Source organism: Pseudomonas sp. NFX15, assembly GCF_049132105.1.
Lineage (GTDB): Bacteria > Pseudomonadota > Gammaproteobacteria > Pseudomonadales > Pseudomonadaceae > Aquipseudomonas.
In genome coordinates, this window is the sequence record NZ_JAFMPV010000009.1 from 15478 (window position 1) to 34774 (window position 19297).

Here is a 19297-nt window from a genome sequence, read left to right on the forward strand (position 1 = left end):
TTTAGCGCCCATTCGATCGCTTTCGCTGGCAAGCCAGCTCCTACAGGTGATACGCCATCCTTGTAGGAGCTGGCTTGCCAGCGAAGAGGCCCTAGACCGCAACGGCAATCTGCTGTTTATCCACAGCTACCAGGGTCTCGATCATCGCCCGAGCCGCCGGTGACAAGCGGAACCCCGTACGGCTGACGATCCCGCATCGTGCGTTCATGCTTTCGATGTTCTGCGGCAAGTTGCGCCAGTGCAGCAATACCAGCGAACCCTGGGCAATGTCCTCGATAAACGCCTCTTCAGTGCCCACGCCAATCGCATTCGATTGCAGCACCACTTTCACCAACGCCGGGAAATGCTCGGTCTCGATGGTCGGCGAAAAATCCACCCGGCCACTGAGGTTCGCCAGTAGTTTGCGAATGCCCGGCGGGATCATCGTGGTTGCCAGCGGGTAGTCGAACATGTCGTTGGTCGACAGGCTCTCCTTGGTCAACAGCGGGTGCCCCGGCCGGCAGAAAAACACCCCGCGCTTGGGCGTCAGCGCCTGGGTCTGGAAGTTCGGGTCCGCTTCGAAATGGCGGATGTCGGCAATAAAGAATTCGATCTCTTCACGGCTCAGCGCACGGCTGAGTTTCTCCCAGTTATCCACCGCAAAGCAGGTGCGCACTTTCGGGTGCGCGTTGACGAATTGCGCCACCGCATCCGGCACCAGTTTCACCGCTGGCGCCGGACCGCAGCCGAAGCGCAGTTCCCCGGCATCGAGCTTGTTCATCTGCGTCACTTCGGCGTTCAGCAGCGCCGCGCCCTGCACCAGACTACGGGCATGTTGCAGCACCACCAGGCCTTCGGGGGTGGGGCGCAGATCCTTGTTGCCACGGTCCACCAGCACACAGCCGAACTCTTGCTCAAGCCCCTGGATACTGCGGCTGAAGGCGGGCTGGGTAATGCCCATGGCCTCGGCGGCGCGCACGAAACTGCGGTGTTCGTCGAGGGCGATGAAGTAACGCAACTGGCGAAGATCCATATGCTTTTGCGGCATCCTAAAAATAGCTCGAAGGCATTTGCGACGAGGGTTGACTGAGGTTTTAAATGCAACCTCTTATTCCGTCAACGAAGCATGTAGATATCTATTAGATCTAAATTGAATATAGATAGAGCAGTGTTTCGCGGCCGGTTCAACCGCAAGCAGTCCGATGAGGGTCTACCCATGAGCAATGCCGCTATCGCTGTACAACCTGCTGTTCACGCGCTTGAAGTCCATCCGGTGGCCGGCCGCATCGGTGCCGAAATTCGTGGCGTGCAACTGTCGGGCGAGCTGGATGCCGCCACCGTCGACGCCATTCAGCAGGCGCTGCTGCAATACAAGGTGATCTTCTTCCGCGAGCAGACCCAGCTCGACGATCAGCGCCAGGAGGCGTTTGCCCATCTGCTCGGCGAACCCGTGGCACACCCGACGGTACCGGTGCGCGAAGGCACCCGTTTTCTGCTGGAACTGGACGGTGCCGAAGGTCAACGCGCCAGCTCCTGGCACACCGACGTGACCTTCGTCGAGGCGTACCCGAAAGCCTCGATCCTGCGCTCGGTGGTTGCCCCTGCGTTCGGCGGCGACACCCTGTGGGCCAATACCGCCACCGCTTACGAAGGATTGTCGACGGAGCTGCGTGAGCTGGCGGACAAACTGGTCGCCGTGCACAGCAACGAATACGACTACGCCGGTACCCGGCCTGACGTCTCGGCCGAGAAGCTGGAGCGCTACCGCAAGGTCTTCACTTCGACCGTTTACGAGACCGAGCACCCGGTTGTGCGTGTGCACCCGCTGAGCGGTGAGAAGAGCTTGCTGCTGGGGCATTTCGTCAAGCGCATCAAAGGCTATTCCCAAGCCGATTCGGCGCACCTGTTCGGCCTGCTGCAAAGCCATGTGATCCGCCAGGAAAACATCGTGCGCTGGCGCTGGAAGGCCGGTGATGTGGCGATCTGGGACAACCGATCCACCCAGCATTACGCGGTGGATGACTACGGCACGCAGGACCGGATCGTGCGCCGGGTGACGCTCAAGGGTGAAGTGCCGGTGGGTGTGATCGGGCAGGTCAGCAAGACCGTGAAAGGGCCGGATATCGGCGGCGTCTGACCTCACGCTTTCGCGAGCAGGCTCGCTCCCGCAAGCAGGTCCCTTGTAGGAGCTGGCTTGCCAGCGAAGGCGGCCTGGCAAGCAACACAGAACATTTTTTGATCGGGAACCCTGCCTTATGAGTCCGTTGCACCTCGCCCCAACCTCGTCACCCCAACGGCTCAAACGCCTGCCCCTGGCCCTGTTGCTGGCGGGCAGCGCCGGCTGGACCCAAGGCTACGCGGCCGATAGCGCCACCCCTGAAACGACCCCGGCAAAAACCGCCACCGCCGACAACACACAACTAGAGACGGTGACGGTCACCACGCGCCGCCGCGAAGAAAGTTCGCAAGACGTACCCACGCCGATGAGCGTGGTCAGCGGTCAGACCCTGGAAACCCAGCGGGTCTATCGCATCCAGGATTTGCAGCAACTGGTGCCCAGCGTCAATGTCGCCTACATGCATGCGCGCCAGTCCAGCGTGTCGATCCGTGGCCTGGGCAACAACCCGGCCAGCGATGGCCTGGAAGGCAGTGTCGGCCTGTACATCGACAACGTTTACCTCGGCCGGCCGGGCATGGCCGTGTTCGACCTGATGGACATCGAACAGCTCGAAGTGCTGCGCGGTCCGCAAGGCACATTGTTCGGCAAGAACACCACCGCCGGCGTGATCAACATCAGCACCCGTGCACCGACTTTTACACCCGAACGCAGCATCGAATCGTCGGTGGGCGAGGATGGTTACTTCCAGACCAAGGGCACGATTTCCGGCCCGCTGAATGATGAACTCGCCGGGCGCTTTTCCGCGTATCGCACCCGCAGCGACGGCGACATCAAAAACGAATACGACGGCCACGATTTGAACGGTGGCTCGCGCGATGGCTTTCGTGGCCAGTTGCTGTTCAAGCCCAACGAGGCGTTCAACCTGCGGTGGATCGGCGACTACAACGAAGAAGATTCCAGCGCCGGCACCCGTGTGTTGTTCAACACCGGGCCGACCATCAATGGCACCAACCTGTATCAGGCCCGGGCTACGGCCGCGGGTGCGACACTGGTCGACGGCACGGATCGCAAGGTCAACCTCAACAATGACCAGCACGTCACCGTGCACCAGGGCGGCACCTCGGTCGAGGCGAACTGGACGTTGCCGAGCGACTTTACCCTGACTTCCGTCAGTGCCTATCGCTGGTGGAATTTCACTCCGCGCAATGATGATGGCCTGAATACAACGGCCTTCTACAACGCCGGCGTTTCGGTGGAGGATAAGCAGTACTCCCAGGAGTTTCGCCTGGCGTCGCCGACCGGCGGATTCTTCGATTACGTGTTGGGCGCGTATTACTTCGGCTCCGACCTGGACAACAAGTCCTTCACCTTCAACGGCCCGCAAGCGGACATCTGGAACGGCACGCCAACCGGTGCCCTGAACAACGTCGACAGCGTCGGCAACGGGCATATCGAAACCAACAGCTTCGCGCTGTTCGCCCAGGGCACCTGGCATTTGACTGAACGCCTGGACTTCACCGCTGGCCTTCGCGGCACCTATGAAGAGAAAAGCGCCTGGGTGACCCGTGACGCGCCAACCGGTGGTGCTGACGTTACCGGTGCAGCGGCGGCGGCGCGGCGTGCGCGCGCTGGTGTCTTCGATTCCGGCGACTTGAATCAGTACAGCTCCAGCCCTTCGGGCCTGTTGAACCTCAGCTACCGCCTCACCGACGACTTGCTCACTTACGCCACGTTATCCCACGGCGAGAAATCCGGTGGGGTCAACCTGGCCGTGGGCACGGCGGCGGTGGCGGGGGCCGATTCGCTGCTGATCGGCACCGAGCGCGCCAACAACGCCGAACTGGGGTTCAAGAGCACGCTCTGGGATCGTCGTCTGCAACTCAACGCCAACCTGTTCTGGACCCAGGTCAACGGCTACCAGACCAATGCCTACGACGACGCCAACCGCGTGCAATACCTGACCAACGCCGGTTCCGTGCGCTCGCGTGGCGTCGAGTTTGAAAGCACGGTGCTGCCGTTGCGTGGCCTGACGCTGAACCTCAACGGCTCGTACAACGACGTCAGCTACCTCTCGTACAAGGACGCGCCGTGCCCGCCGGAAGTCAGTCTCGCGCCGGGCGCTCCAGCGTCTTGCGACCTCAGCGGTCATCAAGTGGTCGGTGCGTCGAAATGGATCGGCAACGCCAACGGCGAATACAAGTGGAACCTGAGCAACGGCTTCGAAGAGTACGTCACCGCCAGCTATGCGTTCCGCTCCAAAGCGGTGGGCACGGTGGAGGATTCCGACTTCGGGCAGATCCCGAGTTATGCCGTGGTCAACCTCTCTACGGGCCTGCGTGGCGACTTGAACCAGGGCCAATGGGACGTTTCGTTGTGGCTGAAAAACGCCTTCGACAAAACCTACTACACGACGCTGTGGACGGCGGCGAACGGCGGTTATGAAGGCCTGCTCGGCACACCACGAACGTTGGGCCTGACCGGTCGATACGACTTCTAAGAAAGGAGTTCAGCAATGGGCAATGTCCAGACCGCCGCCAGTACGCACGACGTGCCATGGCACCCGGCTGCCGGTGGCGCGTTGTTCGACCTCGGCCGACCACACCGCGTGCCCTTGGGGCAACAGCGTTTGCAGCGTGCGCCCAAGGGCATTTTGCGCCGGCGCGAAACGATCCTGCTTGGCGTGCTGGCGTTGCTGGCGCATGGCGCGGTGATTTATTGGGTCAACCAACAGCCTACTGCGGTGCTGCCGATCGTGCCGCCGGAAACTCCGCCGATGACCATCGAGTTCTCGCGACCGGCGCCACCGGTGGTCGAGCCGCCGCCACCGCAACCGGTGCAGCCCGTGGTTGAACCACCCCCCCCGGTGGAGGACGAGTTGGCTGTGAGGCCACCGCCACCCAGGCCGGTGCCCAAGCCCAAGCCGGTCGCCAAACCGATACCGAAACCGGCGCCGAAAGCCGTTGAGCAGCCGCCCGCGCCCGCTAAACCGACAGCCCCCGTCGCAGCCCCGGCCGCGCCCGCACCACCCGCGCCGACGCCTGTGACACCGGCCTCCGCCACCGCTGGCTACTTGAAAAACCCGGCACCGGAGTACCCGTCGCTGGCCCAGCGTAAAGGCTGGGAAGGCACGGTGCTGTTACGCGTGCATGTGCTGGCCAGCGGCAAGCCCGGCGAGATCCAGGTCCAGAAACGCAGCGGTCGCGATGCACTCGACGAGGCCGCGTTGAACGCGGTGAAACGCTGGAGCTTCGTGCCGGCCAAGCAAGGTGAGGTCGCCCAGGACGGCTGGGTCAGCGTGCCCATCGACTTCAAGATTCATTAAACCGAAACCAATTTCGCGCGAAACGTTTATACGAGGAATACATCATGACGTTACTGGCATCTCCACTTGAATCCATCGAGGGCGCGGTGATCTGGCTGCTGGTGGTTTTTTCGGTTGCGACCTGGGGCCTGGCGTTACTCAAGGGTGTGCAATTTGGCCGCCTCAAGTCACAGGATCGAAAGTTTCACCAGCAGTTCTGGGCCGCATCGAGTCTCGATTCGGCGGCTGAACTGAGCGAAACAAGGCCTGGTGCCGCGGCCCGTGTCGCACAGGCCGGTTACGCGGCGATTCAGGTCGGCGAGGCGCCGCAGGCGGCGGACTTGAGCCAGGCGATCAACCATCAGGATCGTCTGGAGCGTGCCTTGCGCCAGCAGATCGTGCGTGAGCGCCGGTCGCTGGAAACCGGGTTGGCGGTGCTCGCGAGCATTGGCAGCACCTCGCCGTTCATTGGTTTGTTCGGCACGGTGTGGGGGATCATGGAAGCGTTGAAAGGCATCAGCGCGGCAGGCTCGGCGAGCCTGGAAACGGTCGCCGGGCCAATTGGCGCGGCACTGGTCGCCACCGGCGTCGGCATCGCCGTCGCGGTCCCGGCGGTGCTGGTTTACAACTACTTTTTGCGCCGTTTGAAACTGACAGTGGCGGACCTGGATGACTTCGCCCACGACTTCTACAGCCTGGCGCAGAAGAGTTCGTTCCGCGTGTTGATCCACCCGACGGCGCACAAAGTGACGGCCCAGGGCAACGCGCAGACAGTGAAGGAGGCATCCTGATATGGCCTTCTCCACACAAGACACCGATGAGGTGCTCAGCGAGATCAACGTGACGCCACTGGTGGATGTGATGCTGGTGCTGCTGGTGGTGTTCATCGTCACCGCACCGCTGTTGACCAACGCGATTCCGATCAACCTGCCCAAGACCGAAGCGGTGGCGCCGGTGGAGCAGAAAGACCCGTTGGTGGTGAGTATCGACGGCGCCGGCAAACTGTTTATCAACAAGGATGAAATTCAGCCGGACCTGCTGGAGTTCAACCTCAAGGCGGCCAAGGCGAAAGACCCGGAAGTGCGCGTGCAATTGCAGGCCGACAACGGGGTGAATTACGGCGAAGTGGCGCGGGCCATGGCGTCGATCGAGCGGGCAGGGATTACCAAACTGTCGGTCATCACCGCGCGCTAAGCAGATTTTCGTTTTCCGGGGCCGTCTCCTTGGCAGGGTGCGGCCCTTTTTTTATCCCGAGAAAACAGCATCACAACATCTGTAGGAGCCGGCTTGCCGGCGAAGGGGCCCTGATGGGCGATGCAAGGCTCAAGGGCTCATTCGCTGGCAAGCCAGCGGCTAAAGATGCGGGGCTTTATATTCTTTATGGGTATTAATAAATAGCTTCTTATTCCTTAACGAATATATCTAGCCTCCCTATACTCGACCGGGAACAGACACGCAGCAGGAGAGCTCCCCCATGCGCAACGAATCAATTCGCTACCTGATTGTGCCGGGCTGGCAAGGATCGCCAGAAGATCATTGGCAAAGCCACTGGCAGAACAGCCTGCCGAACAGCGCACGGGTGGAGCAGGCCGACTGGCTGACACCGCGTCGTGAAGACTGGGTCGCGGCGCTGGCCGAGGCGATTGCCGCCGACAGCACGCCGGTGATCCTGATCGCCCATAGCCTGGGTTGCATCACGGTTGCCCATTGGGCAGCAACCGCGCCTGTGCAGTTCTTGCGTCAGGTTCGTGGTGCCCTGTTGGTTGCGCCTGCCGATGTTGAACGCCCGGCGTGCGCGCCGGCCTTGCGCAACTTCGCGCCGATCCCGACGGATCTGCTGCCCTTCCCGAGCCAGGTCGTCAGCTCCGACAACGACAGCGCCGTCAGTGCACCGCGGGCCCTGGAACTGGCGCGCAACTGGGGCGCCGAGGCGGGGATCCTGGCAGGCGCCGGGCATATCAACGTGAAGTCCGGTCACCAGCGTTGGGAGCAGGGTTTTGCTTATCTCTATCGCCTGCAAAACCGCATGGAACACCACGCCCTGCGCCGCGCTTGAACCCCATTTATTTTTGAACGCCCCCGTCTCCCGGCGGTTTTGGGCGGGAGTCTGCCATGAGCTTTGAAACCTTTGGTCAGCCGCTGCTGACCTTTCCCGATGCCGAAAAAAGTCCCCTGAGCATCCGCGCCAAGGCGCTGGTGTTTGTCGATCCACGTTCACGGCAACTGCGCGAGGACCTGGAGCAACTGGCCCCGCGTTCGGTCTCGGTGCTGATCCGCGGCGAAACCGGCACGGGCAAGGAGTTGCTGGCGCGGCATATCCATCGCGCCAGTGATCGCGGCGGATTATTCGTGTCGGTCAACTGCGGCGCCATCAGCCCGACTTACGCCGACGCCGAGTTGTTCGGCTATGCGGCGGGCAGTTACAGCGGCTCGGCGAGCAGCCGCGCCGGCTGGTTCGGCTCGGCCAACGGCGGCACGCTGTACCTGGACGAAATCGGCGACTTGCCGCTGCCGATCCAGATCAAACTGCTCGCGGCGCTGGAGAACCACGAAGTGACCCGAGTCGGTGCCCATCAGCCGAGCCCGGTGGATGTGCGGCTGGTGGCGGCCACCAGCATCGACCTGGCCCAGGCGGTTGCCGCCGGCAAGTTCCTTGAACGGCTCTATCACTACCTCAGCGAAGGCCAGCTTGAACTGCCGGCCCTGCGTGAGCGCACGGGCGACATCCTGTCGCTGGCCGAATACTTCCTCGGCATCTACAGCCAGCGGCTCGACCTGCCGGTGCCGCTGATCAGCGAAGCTGCGCAGTCAGTGCTGGAACGCCACAGTTGGCCAGGCAATACCCGGGAGCTGGAGAACATCATTCACTTTGCGTTGCTGGTGAGCACGGGCGATGAGATTTTGCCGGAGCATTTGAATTTGCCGCAGGTGTCCGTTTCGCTGGAGCAGATCGAGCACCAGATAAGGCAGATTTTCGCCAGCGGCTCAGTCGCTGACCAAACCGCCTTGCAACAACTGCTCAAAAACACCGCGCTCCTGTAGGCGCAAGCTTGCTCGCGAACCAGGCGACGGGGTTTTCCGAGAGGACGCCTTCGCTGGCAAGCCAGCGCCTACGGGGGAGGGTGGGTGATGCAGGCAGCATGAACAAAACGCTATATGAACCTGAATAAAGGTTATTGTTCTGGAATAAAAAATCCCGGTATTGTCCGCCTCACGCCAGCGATAGCATTTCACTGGCACTCTCATTTTGAAGCCGTCGCCACAAGCGACTGTTGATTGTCGATAAGGACACTGCATGAAAAAGGTTCTGTTGTTCACCGTACTGGCGGCTGCCCTGACCGCGGGCCTGGCCCAGGCTGGCGAGAAACTGGTGGTTGCCGCGACCCCGGTTCCACACGCCGAGATTCTCGAACTGATCAAGCCAACCCTCGCCAAAGAAGGCGTGGACCTGGAAATCAAAGTCTTCACCGACTACGTTCAGCCAAACATGCAGGTTGACCAGAAGCGTCTGGACGCCAACTACTTCCAGACCCTGCCGTACCTCAAGAGCTTCAACGAAGGTAAAGGCACTCACCTGGAAACCGTGATCGGTGTTCACGTTGAACCGTTCGGCGGTTACTCGAAGAAAATCAAAACCCTGGCTGAGCTCAAAGACGGCGCGACCATTGCCATCCCGAACGAAGGCAGCAACAGCGGCCGTGCCCTGATCCTGCTGCAGAAGGCTGGCCTGATCGAGTTGAAAGACCCGAAAAACGCCCTGGCCACCCCGAAAGACATCGCCAAGAACCCGCACAACTTCAAGTTCAAGGAACTCGAATCGGCCATGCTGCCGCGCGTGCTGGATCAGGTCGACCTGGACATGATCAACACCAACTACGCACTGGAAGCGGGCCTGAACCCGGCCAAAGACGCGCTGGTGATCGAAGGTGCCGATTCGCCGTACGTGAATTTCCTGGTAGCCCGTCCTGACAACAAGAACAGCGACGCCATCCAGAAGCTGGCCAAGGCCCTGACCAGCCCTGAAGTCAAAGCCTTCATCGCCGAGAAGTACAAAGGCGCGGTACTGCCGGCGTTCTGATTCGCGAGGTAAACTGGTTCAAGGTTTCAAACGCCGACGGCTTTCAATAGCGTCGGCGTTTTTTTCTGGGGGCCGGCGAGGATACTTTTGTGGCTGCTTCGCACCCCAACGGGGGCAAGCCCCCTCGCCACAGGATCAACAGCCGTCAGGCGGGCCTGGTTTCCAGTGCCCGGCGCAATGCCGTCAAAAGCTTGAGAATGTCCTGCGGATCCAGCGGTTGCGGTGCTTTTGCGTCTGCCATGTTCTCGTCCTTGTGAGGTATTGGCCGGGAGTCTGGCCAAAAGTGGTTCGTCCTTGGAGCAGTACTGCGAAAAAAAGATCCTTCCTACGGCGCAAGGTAAAATAGACGTCTTCCTTCATCCCGACAAATAACCCGTCGCTCAATCCGGCCAATACCAGGCCGGCTCCTCCAGCAACGTTTGGCCGACCATCGCGGTTTGCCCAAGGTTTTTCTCCAGCACAATACAGTTGCACTCGGGGTCTTCCTGCAGCGCCGAAATCAAGCGCCGGGCATGGGACACCACCCACACTTGGCATTGCGCCGAGGCGTGGATGATCAAGCGGGCAAGTGCCGGCAGCAGGTCCGGGTGCAGGCTGGTTTCCGGTTCGTTGAGCACCATCAGCGTCGGCGGCCGTGGCGTCAGCAATGCGGCGATCAGCAGCAGGTAACGCAAGGTTCCGTCCGACAACTCGGCCGCCGATAACGGCCGCAGCAAACCCTCCTGAAAGAACTCGATGACGAAGCGGCTGCCGGGCAATGGCTCGATGTTCAGGCGTGCGCCGGGGAAGGCATCGCTGATCGCTGCACGCAACGCGTCGGGATCGCCAATCTCAATGATCGTCTGCAAGGCCGCCGCCAGGTCACGTCCGTCATGGTGCAGCACCGGCGTGCGGGTACCCAGTTGCGGTTGACGGGCCGGCGCATCGGCATCGCTGCGAAAGTGATCGTAAAAGCGCCAGCGGCGGATGAACTCGCGCATCTCCAGCACTTCTGGGGAGCTGCGCAGACTGCCGACCTGATCGAACAGGCTGTCGAACGTCGGCGTGTGCTGCGACAGGACATCCCATTGACGGTAGGCGCGGGCGCGGACCATCGGACCGTCACGATCGACCAGCAGGCTAGCCGGGCGATAGAACGCCCCGGCCCACAGGCATTCGCGTTTGATCTGCGGGTCGAGGCTGAAATAAGAGGCTGTCGGCGTGCTGCGTCCGGGCAGCATGAAGTGGCCATTGGAATCGGGTAGGCCGAGGCTGATCGAGTAGCCGAAATCCTCCCCGGCAAACCCCAGGCGCAGGCGTTTGACGCCCTGGCGCACGGTGGGCTCGATGGCGACTTCGCCGTTGCGCATGCGACGGCTGATGGTTTGCGGCCCGGCCCAGAAGGTCGAATCCAGCCCGCCTTCACGAGCCAGGGCGTTGACCACGCCGCCTTGGGCGGTTTCCGCCAGCAGGCGCAGCGCCCGGTACAGGTTGGACTTGCCGCTGCCGTTGGGACCGGTGATCAGATTCAACCGGCCCAGCGGGATCACCAGTTTGTTGATCGAGCGGTAATTGGCCACCGCGAGCGTCTTGAGCATAAGGGTTCCTGGAGCGGGTTCGACCGGGTCATATTGTCAGATAAGCGCAGGTGTCTATGACAGGGGTTTCAGGGCGAATAAGCTGTGAATTCTTTCTTCATAAGGGGGACGTGCAAGCCGGGAATTCTGTTCTAAGCTCTCTGTCGAGTTGTCCAAAAAAAGGCCAAGGAGTTTGCATGGCGGTTCCCGGATTTAAAGTAGCAATGGCCTTGAGTGTCGTCACCCTGCTGACGGCTTGCGACGAGAAAAAACCCGTGCAGGAATACCTGCCGAGGGTTTTCGTGCAAGTCGTCAAGCCAGCGGATTACGCGGCCTCGGTAACCCTCACCGGTGATATCCAGGCACGGATACAGACGGAGCTGTCTTTCCGTGTGGGGGGCAAGATCATCCAGCGTTCGGTGGACGTCGGTGATCGAGTGACAGCCAAGCAAGTGCTGGCGCGACTTGACCCGAAAGATCTGCAGACCAATGTCGACTCCGCCCAGGCGCAAGTCGTCGCCGAACAGGCGCGGGTGACGCAAAGTGCGGCGGCGTTCATGCGCCAGGCAAAACTGTTGCCCAAAGGTTATACCAGCCAGAGCGAATACGACTCGGCCCAGGCGGCCCTGCACAGCAGCCAGAGCGCCTTGAGCGCGGCCCAGGCGCAGCTGGCCAACGCCAAGGATCAACTGAGCTATACCGCGTTGATCGCCGATGCACCGGGGATCATCACCCAGCGCCAGGCCGAAGTCGGCCAGGTGGTGCAGGCGACCATGCCGGTGTTCAGCCTGGCCCGTGATGGCGACCGGGACGCGGTGTTCAACGTCTATGAAGCACTGCTGGCCGAGAAGCCCACAGACCAAACCATTGTCCTGAGCCTGCTCGACAATCCTGCGATCAAAACCACCGGCACCGTGCGTGAAGTCACCCCGTCGGTGTCGGCGCAATCGGGCACCGTGCAGGTCAAGGTCGGCCTCGACAAACTGCCTGACGGCATGCAATTGGGTTCGGTGGTCAGTGCCACGGCCAGGGGCTCGGGCAGATCGGTCGTCGAATTGCCCTGGTCGGCGCTGACCAAGAACATCAGTGACCCTGCTGTGTGGATTGTCGACGACAAGGGCAAGGCCCAGTTGCACACAGTCACCGTCGGCCGCTACCTGACCGGCAAGGTCATCATCAGCGGCGGTTTGAAGGACGGGGATAAAGTCATCATCGCCGGCGGGCAGCTCCTGCACCCGGACATGGAAGTCGAGATTGCCGAAAACACTTACAAGGATCTGACGTGGGGGGCCAAGCCATGAAGCCTTTATGGGCATTGTCCATCGGGCTGGTGCTGAGCGCCTGCTCCAAGAGCGAACCGCCGCCGGAACCGGTACGGCCGGTATTGTCGATCAAGATCCAGTCCTTGAACGAAGAAGACCTGGGCCGTTTCGCCGGCAGCATCCAGGCACGTTATGAAACCGACACGGGCTTTCGGGTGGGCGGACGCATCGCCAGCCGCAACGTCGATGTCGGTACCGAGGTGGATAAGGGCACGCTGCTCGCCACGCTCGACCCTTCGGATCAACAGAACCAGTTGCGATCGGCCCAGGGCGACCTGTCGAAAATCCAGGCACAACTGATCAACGCCAAGGCCACGGCCCAACGTCAGCAAGCCTTGTTTGACCGTGGCGTCGGCGCGCAGGCGCAACTCGACGAGGCCAACACGGACCTGAAAACCACCCAGGCCTCGCTGGACCAGGCCCGTGCGGCACTCAACCAGAGCAAGGACCAATTGGGCTACACCGAGCTACGCGCCGACCACAAAGCCGTGGTCACCAAGTGGAGCGCCGAAGCCGGGCAAGTGGTCACGGCCGGTCAGCAGGTCGTGACCCTGGCGCAACCGGACATCAAGGAAGCGGTGATTGACCTGCCCGACACCCTGGTCGACCAGTTGCCCAGCGATGTGGTGTTCCTGGTCGCCATGCAACTGGATCCGAACACCAACACCACGGCGATCATCCGCGAAATCGAGCCCCAGGCGCAAAGCGCTACGCGCACCCGTCGCGCCCGCCTGACCCTGGCTGAAACGCCGGAAGGTTTCCGTCTGGGAACGGCGATCAGCGTCACCCTGAGCTCGGCGATCAAACCGCGCATCGAGCTGCCGCTCACCGCGCTGCAGGAGGTCGATGGCAAGCCACGCATCTGGGTGATCGATGCACAAAGCAAAACCGTCTCGCCCCGCGATATCAAGATCATCAGCCGCACCGACAGCACCGTGGTACTGGCCGGTGGCGTGAAGAACGGTGAGCGGGTGGTCAGTGCCGGTGTCAACAGCCTCAAACCGGGGCAACCAGTGAAATTCGACGAGGACAGTCAATGAAAGGGCCTTTCAACCTCTCGGAATGGGCCCTCAAGCATCAGTCGTTCGTCTGGTATCTGATGTTCGTCGCGTTGCTGATGGGTGTGTTCTCGTACTTCAACCTGGGGCGCGAAGAAGACCCTTCGTTCACCATCAAGACCATGGTGATCCAAAGCAAATGGCCGGGGGCGACCCAAGAGGAAACCCTCAAGCAGGTCACCGACCGGATCGAGAAAAAGCTCGAGGAACTCGACTCCCTCGACTACGTGAAAAGTTACACGCGGCCCGGTGAATCGACGGTTTACGTGTACCTGCGCGACACCACCAGTTCCAAGGACATCCCGGAGATCTGGTACCAGGTACGCAAGAAGATCAACGACATCAAGTACCAGTTCCCGCAGGGTATACAGGGGCCGTCGTTCAACGACGAATTCGGTGACGTCTTTGGCTCGATCTACGCCTTCACCGCCGACGGCCTGACCCTGCGTCAGTTGCGCGACTACGTGGAACAGGCGCGCATGGAAATTCGCGGCGTGCCGGGGCTGGGCAAGATCGAGATGGTCGGCCAACAGGACGAAGTGCTTTACCTGAACTTCTCCACCCGCAAACTCGCCGCACTGGGCATCGATGAGCGTCAGGTGGTGCAGAGCCTGCAATCGCAGAACGCCGTGACGCCAGCGGGTGTCATCGAGGCCGGGCCGGAGCGGATTTCGGTGCGCACGTCAGGCAAGTTCGTCTCGGAGAAAGACCTGGCCGAGGTCAACCTCAAGCTCAACGACCGCTACTATCGGCTGGCCGACATTGCCGACATCAGTCGTGGTTACGTCGATCCGGCTTCGCCGCAATTCCGCTTCAACGGCAAACAGGCCATCGGCCTCGCCATCGCCATGCAGAAGGGCGGCAACGTCCAGGCCTTCGGCAAAGCGTTGCACACGCGTATTGAGCAGTTGACCGCCGACCTGCCGGTGGGTGTCGGCATTCACAACGTTTCCGACCAGGCCGTGGTGGTAGAGGAAGCCGTCGGCGGCTTCACCAGTGCCTTGTTCGAAGCGGTGGTGATCGTACTGCTCGTCAGCTTCATCAGCCTTGGCGTGCGTGCCGGGTTGGTGGTGGCATGCTCGATCCCGTTGGTCCTGGCGATGGTGTTTGTATTCATGGAATACAGCGGCATTACCATGCAGCGGATTTCCCTCGGTGCGCTGATCATTGCCCTCGGCCTGTTGGTGGACGATGCGATGATCACCGTGGAAATGATGGTCACGCGCCTGGAGTTGGGCGAGACCAAGGAGCAGGCAGCGACCTTCGCCTACACCTCCACCGCGTTCCCGATGCTCACCGGTACGCTGGTGACGGTGGCGGGCTTCGTGCCGATCGGCTTGAACGGCAGCTCCGCCGGTGAATACACCTACACCCTGTTCGCGGTGATTGCCTGCGCGATGTTGGTGTCCTGGGTGGTGGCGGTGCTGTTTGCCCCGGTGATCGGTGTGCATATTCTCAGCACCAACGTGAAACCCCACGAAGGCGAACCCGGGCGTATCGGCAAGGCGTTCAACGGCGGCCTGCTGTGGTGCATGCGCAACCGCTGGTGGGCCATCGGTATCACCGTGTTGCTGTTTGTGCTGGCACTGTTCTGCATGCGTTTCGTACAGAATCAGTTCTTCCCGTCTTCGGACCGCCCGGAAATCCTGGTCGACCTGAACCTGCCGCAAAACTCATCGATCGACGAAACCCGCCGTGCCGTTGATCGCCTCGAAGCCACGCTCAAGGACGATCCGGACATCGTACGCTGGAGCACCTACATCGGTCAGGGCGCCATCCGGTTCTACCTGCCGCTGGACCAGCAACTGCAAAACCCGTTCTACGCGCAGTTGGTGATCGTGAGTAAAGGCAAGTCCCGCGAGGCCATGATGCAGAAGCTTCGCGAGCGCTTGCGCAACGACTTCGTGGGCATCGGCGCTTATGTCCAGGCACTGGAAATGGGGCCCCCTGTAGGGCGTCCGATCCAGTACCGGGTCAGCGGCAAGGACATCGACCAAGTGCGCCGACATGCCATCGACCTGGCCACTGAGCTGGACAAGAACCCGCACATTGGCGAGATCATCTACGACTGGAACGAGCCGGGCAAAGTGCTGCGCATCGACATCGCGCAGGACAAGGCGCGGCAGCTCGGGTTGTCTTCCGAGGACGTGGCCAACCTGATGAACGGCATTGTCAGTGGCCAGACGGTGACCCAGGTCGATGATGATATCTATCTGATCAACGTGGTCGGTCGCGCAGTGGATTCCGAACGCGGTACACCGGAAACCCTGCAAAACCTGCAAATCGTCACACCGAGCGGTACGTCGATTCCGTTGCTGGCGTTCGCTACCGTGCGCTACGAGCTGGAGCAACCGTTGGTTTGGCGTCGTGATCGTTTGCCGACCATCACCATCAAGGCAGCGATCCGCGACGAGATCCAGCCGACCGACCTGGTGAAGATCCTCAAGCCGTCCATCGACGACTTCGCGGCCAAACTGCCGGCCGGCTACAAGGTCGCCACGGGCGGTACGGTGGAGGAAAGCGGCAAGGCCCAGGGGCCGATCGCCAAGGTCGTGCCGCTGATGCTGTTCTTGATGGCGACCTTCCTGATGATCCAGCTGCACAGCGTGCAGAAGCTGTTCCTGGTGGCCAGCGTGGCACCGCTTGGGCTGATCGGCGTGGTCCTGGCGCTGGTGCCGACCGGTACGCCCATGGGCTTCGTGGCGATCCTCGGGATTCTGGCGTTGATCGGTATCATCATCCGTAACTCGGTGATCCTGGTGACCCAGATCGACGAGTACGAGAAGAAGGGATATGCGCCGTGGGATGCGGTGGTGCAGGCCACCGAGCACCGGCGGCGTCCGATCCTGCTGACCGCAGCGGCGGCGAGCATGGGGATGATCCCGATTGCCCGTGAAGTGTTCTGGGGGCCGATGGCCTACGCGATGATCGGTGGGATCGTCATCGCCACCTTGCTGACGCTGCTGTTTTTGCCGGCGCTGTATGTGGCCTGGTACAAGATTCGCGAGCCGAAGAAAGAGGGGCAGTAAAGGCGAGCGCTGCGCGCTCATCGCGAGCAGGCTCGCTTCCACAGGTTGACCGCGTTGCTACAGACAACGCGGTTCCCTGTGGAGCGAGCCTGCTCGCGAAGGTGTCCGAACTGACTACACAGCCTTACGCCAAACACTCGCCAACCAAGGCTGCTGTTCTCGCGGCAGCCCGGCCGGCCGGTAGTAATGCTCAAGCTCCACAAACCCCGCCTCGACCAACAACTGCTGCCACGCCGCCAGGTCGTGATACGACCCATAGCGTGGCCCATTCCAGCCTTCCTGATTCTCGCCACGGGGATTGGAACTGAACAACACCCCACCCGGCTTCAGCGTTCCCCACAACTGCTTCAACACCCGCGGCAACTCCTGGCGCGGTATGTGAAATAGCACCGCATTGGCAAAGATCCCGTCGAAGCGTTCGGTCGGCAGATCAAGCTTCAGGAAGTCCTGCTGCCAGACCTCGCAACCGCTGTCCTCACGGGCCATCTGCGCGAATTTTTCCGAACCGTCGAGGCCGACGGCGGTGTGGCCCATGCGAGTGAACGTCTGCAAGTCACGCCCCGGCCCGCAGCCGAAATCGAGAATGTCGAACGGCGCTTGCCCTAGAATGTGCCGCAGCAGGGCATCGATGTTCTGGCTGACGTCGTGATCGCGCGTGCCTTCCCGGAAACTGTCGGCCACCGAGTTGTAGTGGCCCAGGGTCGTGGCGGTGATCCGCTGGAGGTCGTCGGGTGTTTGCTTCATGGTCGGCCTGCGCAGGCAAATGGGATTGGCCGAATATACGCCATCATGCCTGGGGCCGCTGCGCAGCCCATCGCGAGCAGGCTCGCTCCTACAAGGAATCGCCCCGTGCACAAATTTACCAGTGCGCTGAAACCGCTGATTTTCCTGTACGAAAACTTCCCTGTCAGGGGAATGATCATTTGTGGCGAGAGAGCTTTCGTGGCGAGGGGGCTTGCCCCCGTTCGACTGCGCAGCAGTCGTAAAACCAGCGACCTCGTTTTTTCTGACACACCTCATTGAATGGTATTAGGGCCGCTTCGCGCCCCAACGGGGGCAAGCCCCCCTCGCCACAAAAGCAGGGTGACCTTCAGCTCATCAACGCTTGTTCAACCCCCGCGCCAACCGATCCCCACCCAACTGAATCACCGCCACCAACGCCACCAGCAACACAATCACCGTCAACATGATCTGGCTATCAAACCGCTGATACCCATAGCGATAGGCAATGTCCCCCAACCCACCGGCGCCAATCGCCCCGGCCATGGCCGAGGAGTTGATCATGGTCACCAATGTGATGGTAAACCCGCCGACAATCCCCGGCAGCGCTTCGGGCAGCAACACATGCCAGACGATGTGCCAACGCCGGCAACCCATGGCCTGCGCCGCTTCGATCAAACCGTGGTCAACCTCACGCAGACTGACTTCGGCAATCCGCGCAAAGAACGGCGTCGCGGCAATCGTCAGCGGCACCACGGCCGCCCACACACCGTACGTGGTGCCGACAATCAGCCGGGTGAACGGAATCAGCGCGACCATCAGAATCAGAAACGGGATCGAGCGAAACAGGTTCACGAACGCGCCCAACGCTTTGTTGAGCACTGGCGCTTCGTAGATCCCGCCCTTGTCGCTGGTGACCAGAATCACCGCCATCGGAATCCCCACCAGCAAGGCGATCAGCGACGACACGCCGACCATCAGAAAGGTGTCGATGAAACCCTGCAGCAAACGATCAAACCACATAACCCAACACCTCCGCCCGTTGTGCCCATTGCCCGGCGCGCCCGCGCAATTGTTCGGCACTTGCCGCCGAGCCGCTTACGGTCAGCAGCAGTTGCCCGAGCGCATGCCCCTGAATCCGCTCCACACCGCCCTGCAGCAGTTTCACCCGCCCACCGAGAGCGGCGAACAACGCCGCCAGATCCGGCTCGTCACTGGCACTGCCGGTGAACTGCAAGCGCAGCACCACCGCTGCTTCGGTGGAGGGCGGTGAGGCATGCAGACGGCTTTGAAGTTCCTCTGGCAAGGCGTGTTGCAGCGGCGCGAGCAAGGTCTGGCTGACCTCGTGCTGTGGATTGCCGAACACTTCCCAGACCGGACCTTGCTCGACGATCCGTCCGTGTTCCAGCACCACCACGCGGTCGCAGATTTCGCGGATCACTGCCATCTCGTGGGTGATCAGCACGATGGTCAGGCCCAGACGCTGGTTGATCTCGCGCAGCAGGCCAAGGATCGACTGGGTGGTCTCCGGATCCAGCGCCGAGGTCGCCTCGTCACACAGCAGAATGTCCGGGTCATGCACCAGCGCGCGGGCGATGCCGACGCGCTGTTTCTGCCCGCCGGAGAGTTGCGCCGGGTAAGCCTTGTGTTTGCCTTGCAAACCCACCAGTTCCAGCAGTTCACGAACTTTCCGCTCACGCTGTTCCTTGGGCACGCCAGCGACTTTGAGCGGCAGCTCGACGTTCTGCCAAACGGTCTTGGCCGACATCAGGTTGAAATGCTGGAAGATCATGCCGATGCGCCGACGCAGCGTCACCAGACGGTCTTCGTCGAACTCACCGATGTCGACCTGATCGATCAACACCCGGCCACTGCTCGGCTGTTCCAGGCGATTGATGGTGCGGATCAGCGACGACTTGCCGGCGCCGCTGCGGCCGATGATGCCGAACACTTCACCGCGCTGGATGACCAGGTCGATACCCTGCAATGCAGCCACCGGACCTTGCTGGCCGTTGTAGGTTTTGCCCAGGCCGATGAAACGCACGTGGGCGCGATTGAGCTTGGGGTGCAGTTCGGTTTGATCAGCACTTTGCGGCTCTGGAAGTTCCAGTCGCCGATGGATGGCAGCCGTCATG

General features: G+C 61.4%; 16 protein-coding genes. 11 read left to right on the forward strand and 5 right to left on the reverse strand.

All coding sequences use genetic code 11. From position 1 onward, the window contains the following. Nucleotides 1–91 precede the first annotated feature (91 nt). Nucleotides 92–1012 carry a LysR family transcriptional regulator gene (locus tag J1D76_RS12010; RefSeq protein ID WP_421138529.1) on the reverse strand — a complete coding sequence of 307 codons (921 nt, stop codon included), beginning with the start codon at nt 1010–1012 and terminating at the stop codon, nt 92–94. 183 nt (nt 1013–1195) lie between these two features. Here J1D76_RS12010 and J1D76_RS12015 point away from each other — a divergent pair, with 183 nt between their 5' ends. From J1D76_RS12015 to J1D76_RS12050, 8 genes are all read left to right on the forward strand, one after another. Further along, a complete protein-coding gene (locus J1D76_RS12015) occupies nt 1196–2116 on the forward strand; it encodes a TauD/TfdA dioxygenase family protein (protein ID WP_421138530.1) in 921 nt (306 codons plus the stop codon). 118 nt (nt 2117–2234) lie between these two features. Continuing rightward, nucleotides 2235–4595: a TonB-dependent receptor gene (locus J1D76_RS12020; RefSeq protein WP_421138531.1), complete on the forward strand. Its 2361-nt coding sequence runs from the start codon at nt 2235–2237 to the stop codon at nt 4593–4595. 15 nt (nt 4596–4610) lie between these two features. Next, on the forward strand, nt 4611–5420 hold the full coding sequence (locus J1D76_RS12025) for an energy transducer TonB (RefSeq protein ID WP_421138532.1): 810 nt from the start codon (nt 4611–4613) through the stop codon (nt 5418–5420). Nucleotides 5421–5464: 44 nt separating this feature from the next. Next, entirely contained in the window at nt 5465–6190 is a 726-nt protein-coding gene (locus J1D76_RS12030) for a MotA/TolQ/ExbB proton channel family protein (RefSeq protein ID WP_421138533.1), read from the forward strand. A 1-nt stretch (nt 6191) separates the two neighbouring features. Further along, on the forward strand, nt 6192–6593 hold the full coding sequence (locus tag J1D76_RS12035) for an ExbD/TolR family protein (RefSeq protein ID WP_421138534.1): 402 nt from the start codon (nt 6192–6194) through the stop codon (nt 6591–6593). Between the two features lie 280 nt (nt 6594–6873). Continuing rightward, entirely contained in the window at nt 6874–7455 is a 582-nt protein-coding gene (locus J1D76_RS12040; protein ID WP_007972928.1) for an alpha/beta hydrolase, read from the forward strand. Between the two features lie 56 nt (nt 7456–7511). After that, nucleotides 7512–8441: a sigma 54-interacting transcriptional regulator gene (locus J1D76_RS12045; RefSeq protein WP_421138535.1), complete on the forward strand. Its 930-nt coding sequence runs from the start codon at nt 7512–7514 to the stop codon at nt 8439–8441. A 253-nt stretch (nt 8442–8694) separates the two neighbouring features. Next, nucleotides 8695–9477, forward strand: coding sequence for a MetQ/NlpA family ABC transporter substrate-binding protein (locus tag J1D76_RS12050; protein WP_421138536.1), 783 nt, complete (start codon nt 8695–8697; stop codon nt 9475–9477). Between the two features lie 380 nt (nt 9478–9857). Here J1D76_RS12050 and J1D76_RS12055 read toward each other — a convergent pair whose 3' ends face one another. Next, on the reverse strand, nt 9858–11054 hold the full coding sequence (locus J1D76_RS12055) for an AAA family ATPase (protein ID WP_421138537.1): 1197 nt from the start codon (nt 11052–11054) through the stop codon (nt 9858–9860). 176 nt (nt 11055–11230) lie between these two features. Here J1D76_RS12055 and J1D76_RS12060 point away from each other — a divergent pair, with 176 nt between their 5' ends. From J1D76_RS12060 to J1D76_RS12070, 3 genes are read left to right on the forward strand one after another with little or no spacing between them, the layout of a single operon-like run. Beyond that, nucleotides 11231–12334: an efflux RND transporter periplasmic adaptor subunit gene (locus tag J1D76_RS12060; RefSeq protein WP_421138538.1), complete on the forward strand. Its 1104-nt coding sequence runs from the start codon at nt 11231–11233 to the stop codon at nt 12332–12334. Then, nucleotides 12331–13395, forward strand: coding sequence for an efflux RND transporter periplasmic adaptor subunit (locus J1D76_RS12065; RefSeq protein ID WP_421138539.1), 1065 nt, complete (start codon nt 12331–12333; stop codon nt 13393–13395). The genes J1D76_RS12060 and J1D76_RS12065 overlap by 4 nt, the downstream gene beginning before the upstream one ends. After that, nucleotides 13392–16442: an efflux RND transporter permease subunit gene (locus tag J1D76_RS12070; RefSeq protein WP_421138540.1), complete on the forward strand. Its 3051-nt coding sequence runs from the start codon at nt 13392–13394 to the stop codon at nt 16440–16442. Before J1D76_RS12065 ends, J1D76_RS12070 begins: the two co-directional genes overlap by 4 nt. Nucleotides 16443–16556: 114 nt before the next feature. Here J1D76_RS12070 and J1D76_RS12075 read toward each other — a convergent pair whose 3' ends face one another. The 3 genes from J1D76_RS12075 to J1D76_RS12085 form a co-directional block, all read right to left on the reverse strand. Continuing rightward, entirely contained in the window at nt 16557–17186 is a 630-nt protein-coding gene (locus J1D76_RS12075) for a class I SAM-dependent methyltransferase (RefSeq protein ID WP_421138541.1), read from the reverse strand. 354 nt (nt 17187–17540) lie between these two features. Further along, complete coding sequence (locus tag J1D76_RS12080) at nt 17541–18185, reverse strand: methionine ABC transporter permease (protein WP_003220597.1); 645 nt, start codon at nt 18183–18185, stop codon at nt 17541–17543. Beyond that, nucleotides 18175–19296 (reverse strand): methionine ABC transporter ATP-binding protein, encoded by a 1122-nt coding sequence (locus J1D76_RS12085; RefSeq protein ID WP_421138542.1) that lies wholly within the window; start codon nt 19294–19296, stop codon nt 18175–18177. Before J1D76_RS12085 ends, J1D76_RS12080 begins: the two co-directional genes overlap by 11 nt. Between the last annotated feature and the right edge of the window lies 1 nt (nt 19297).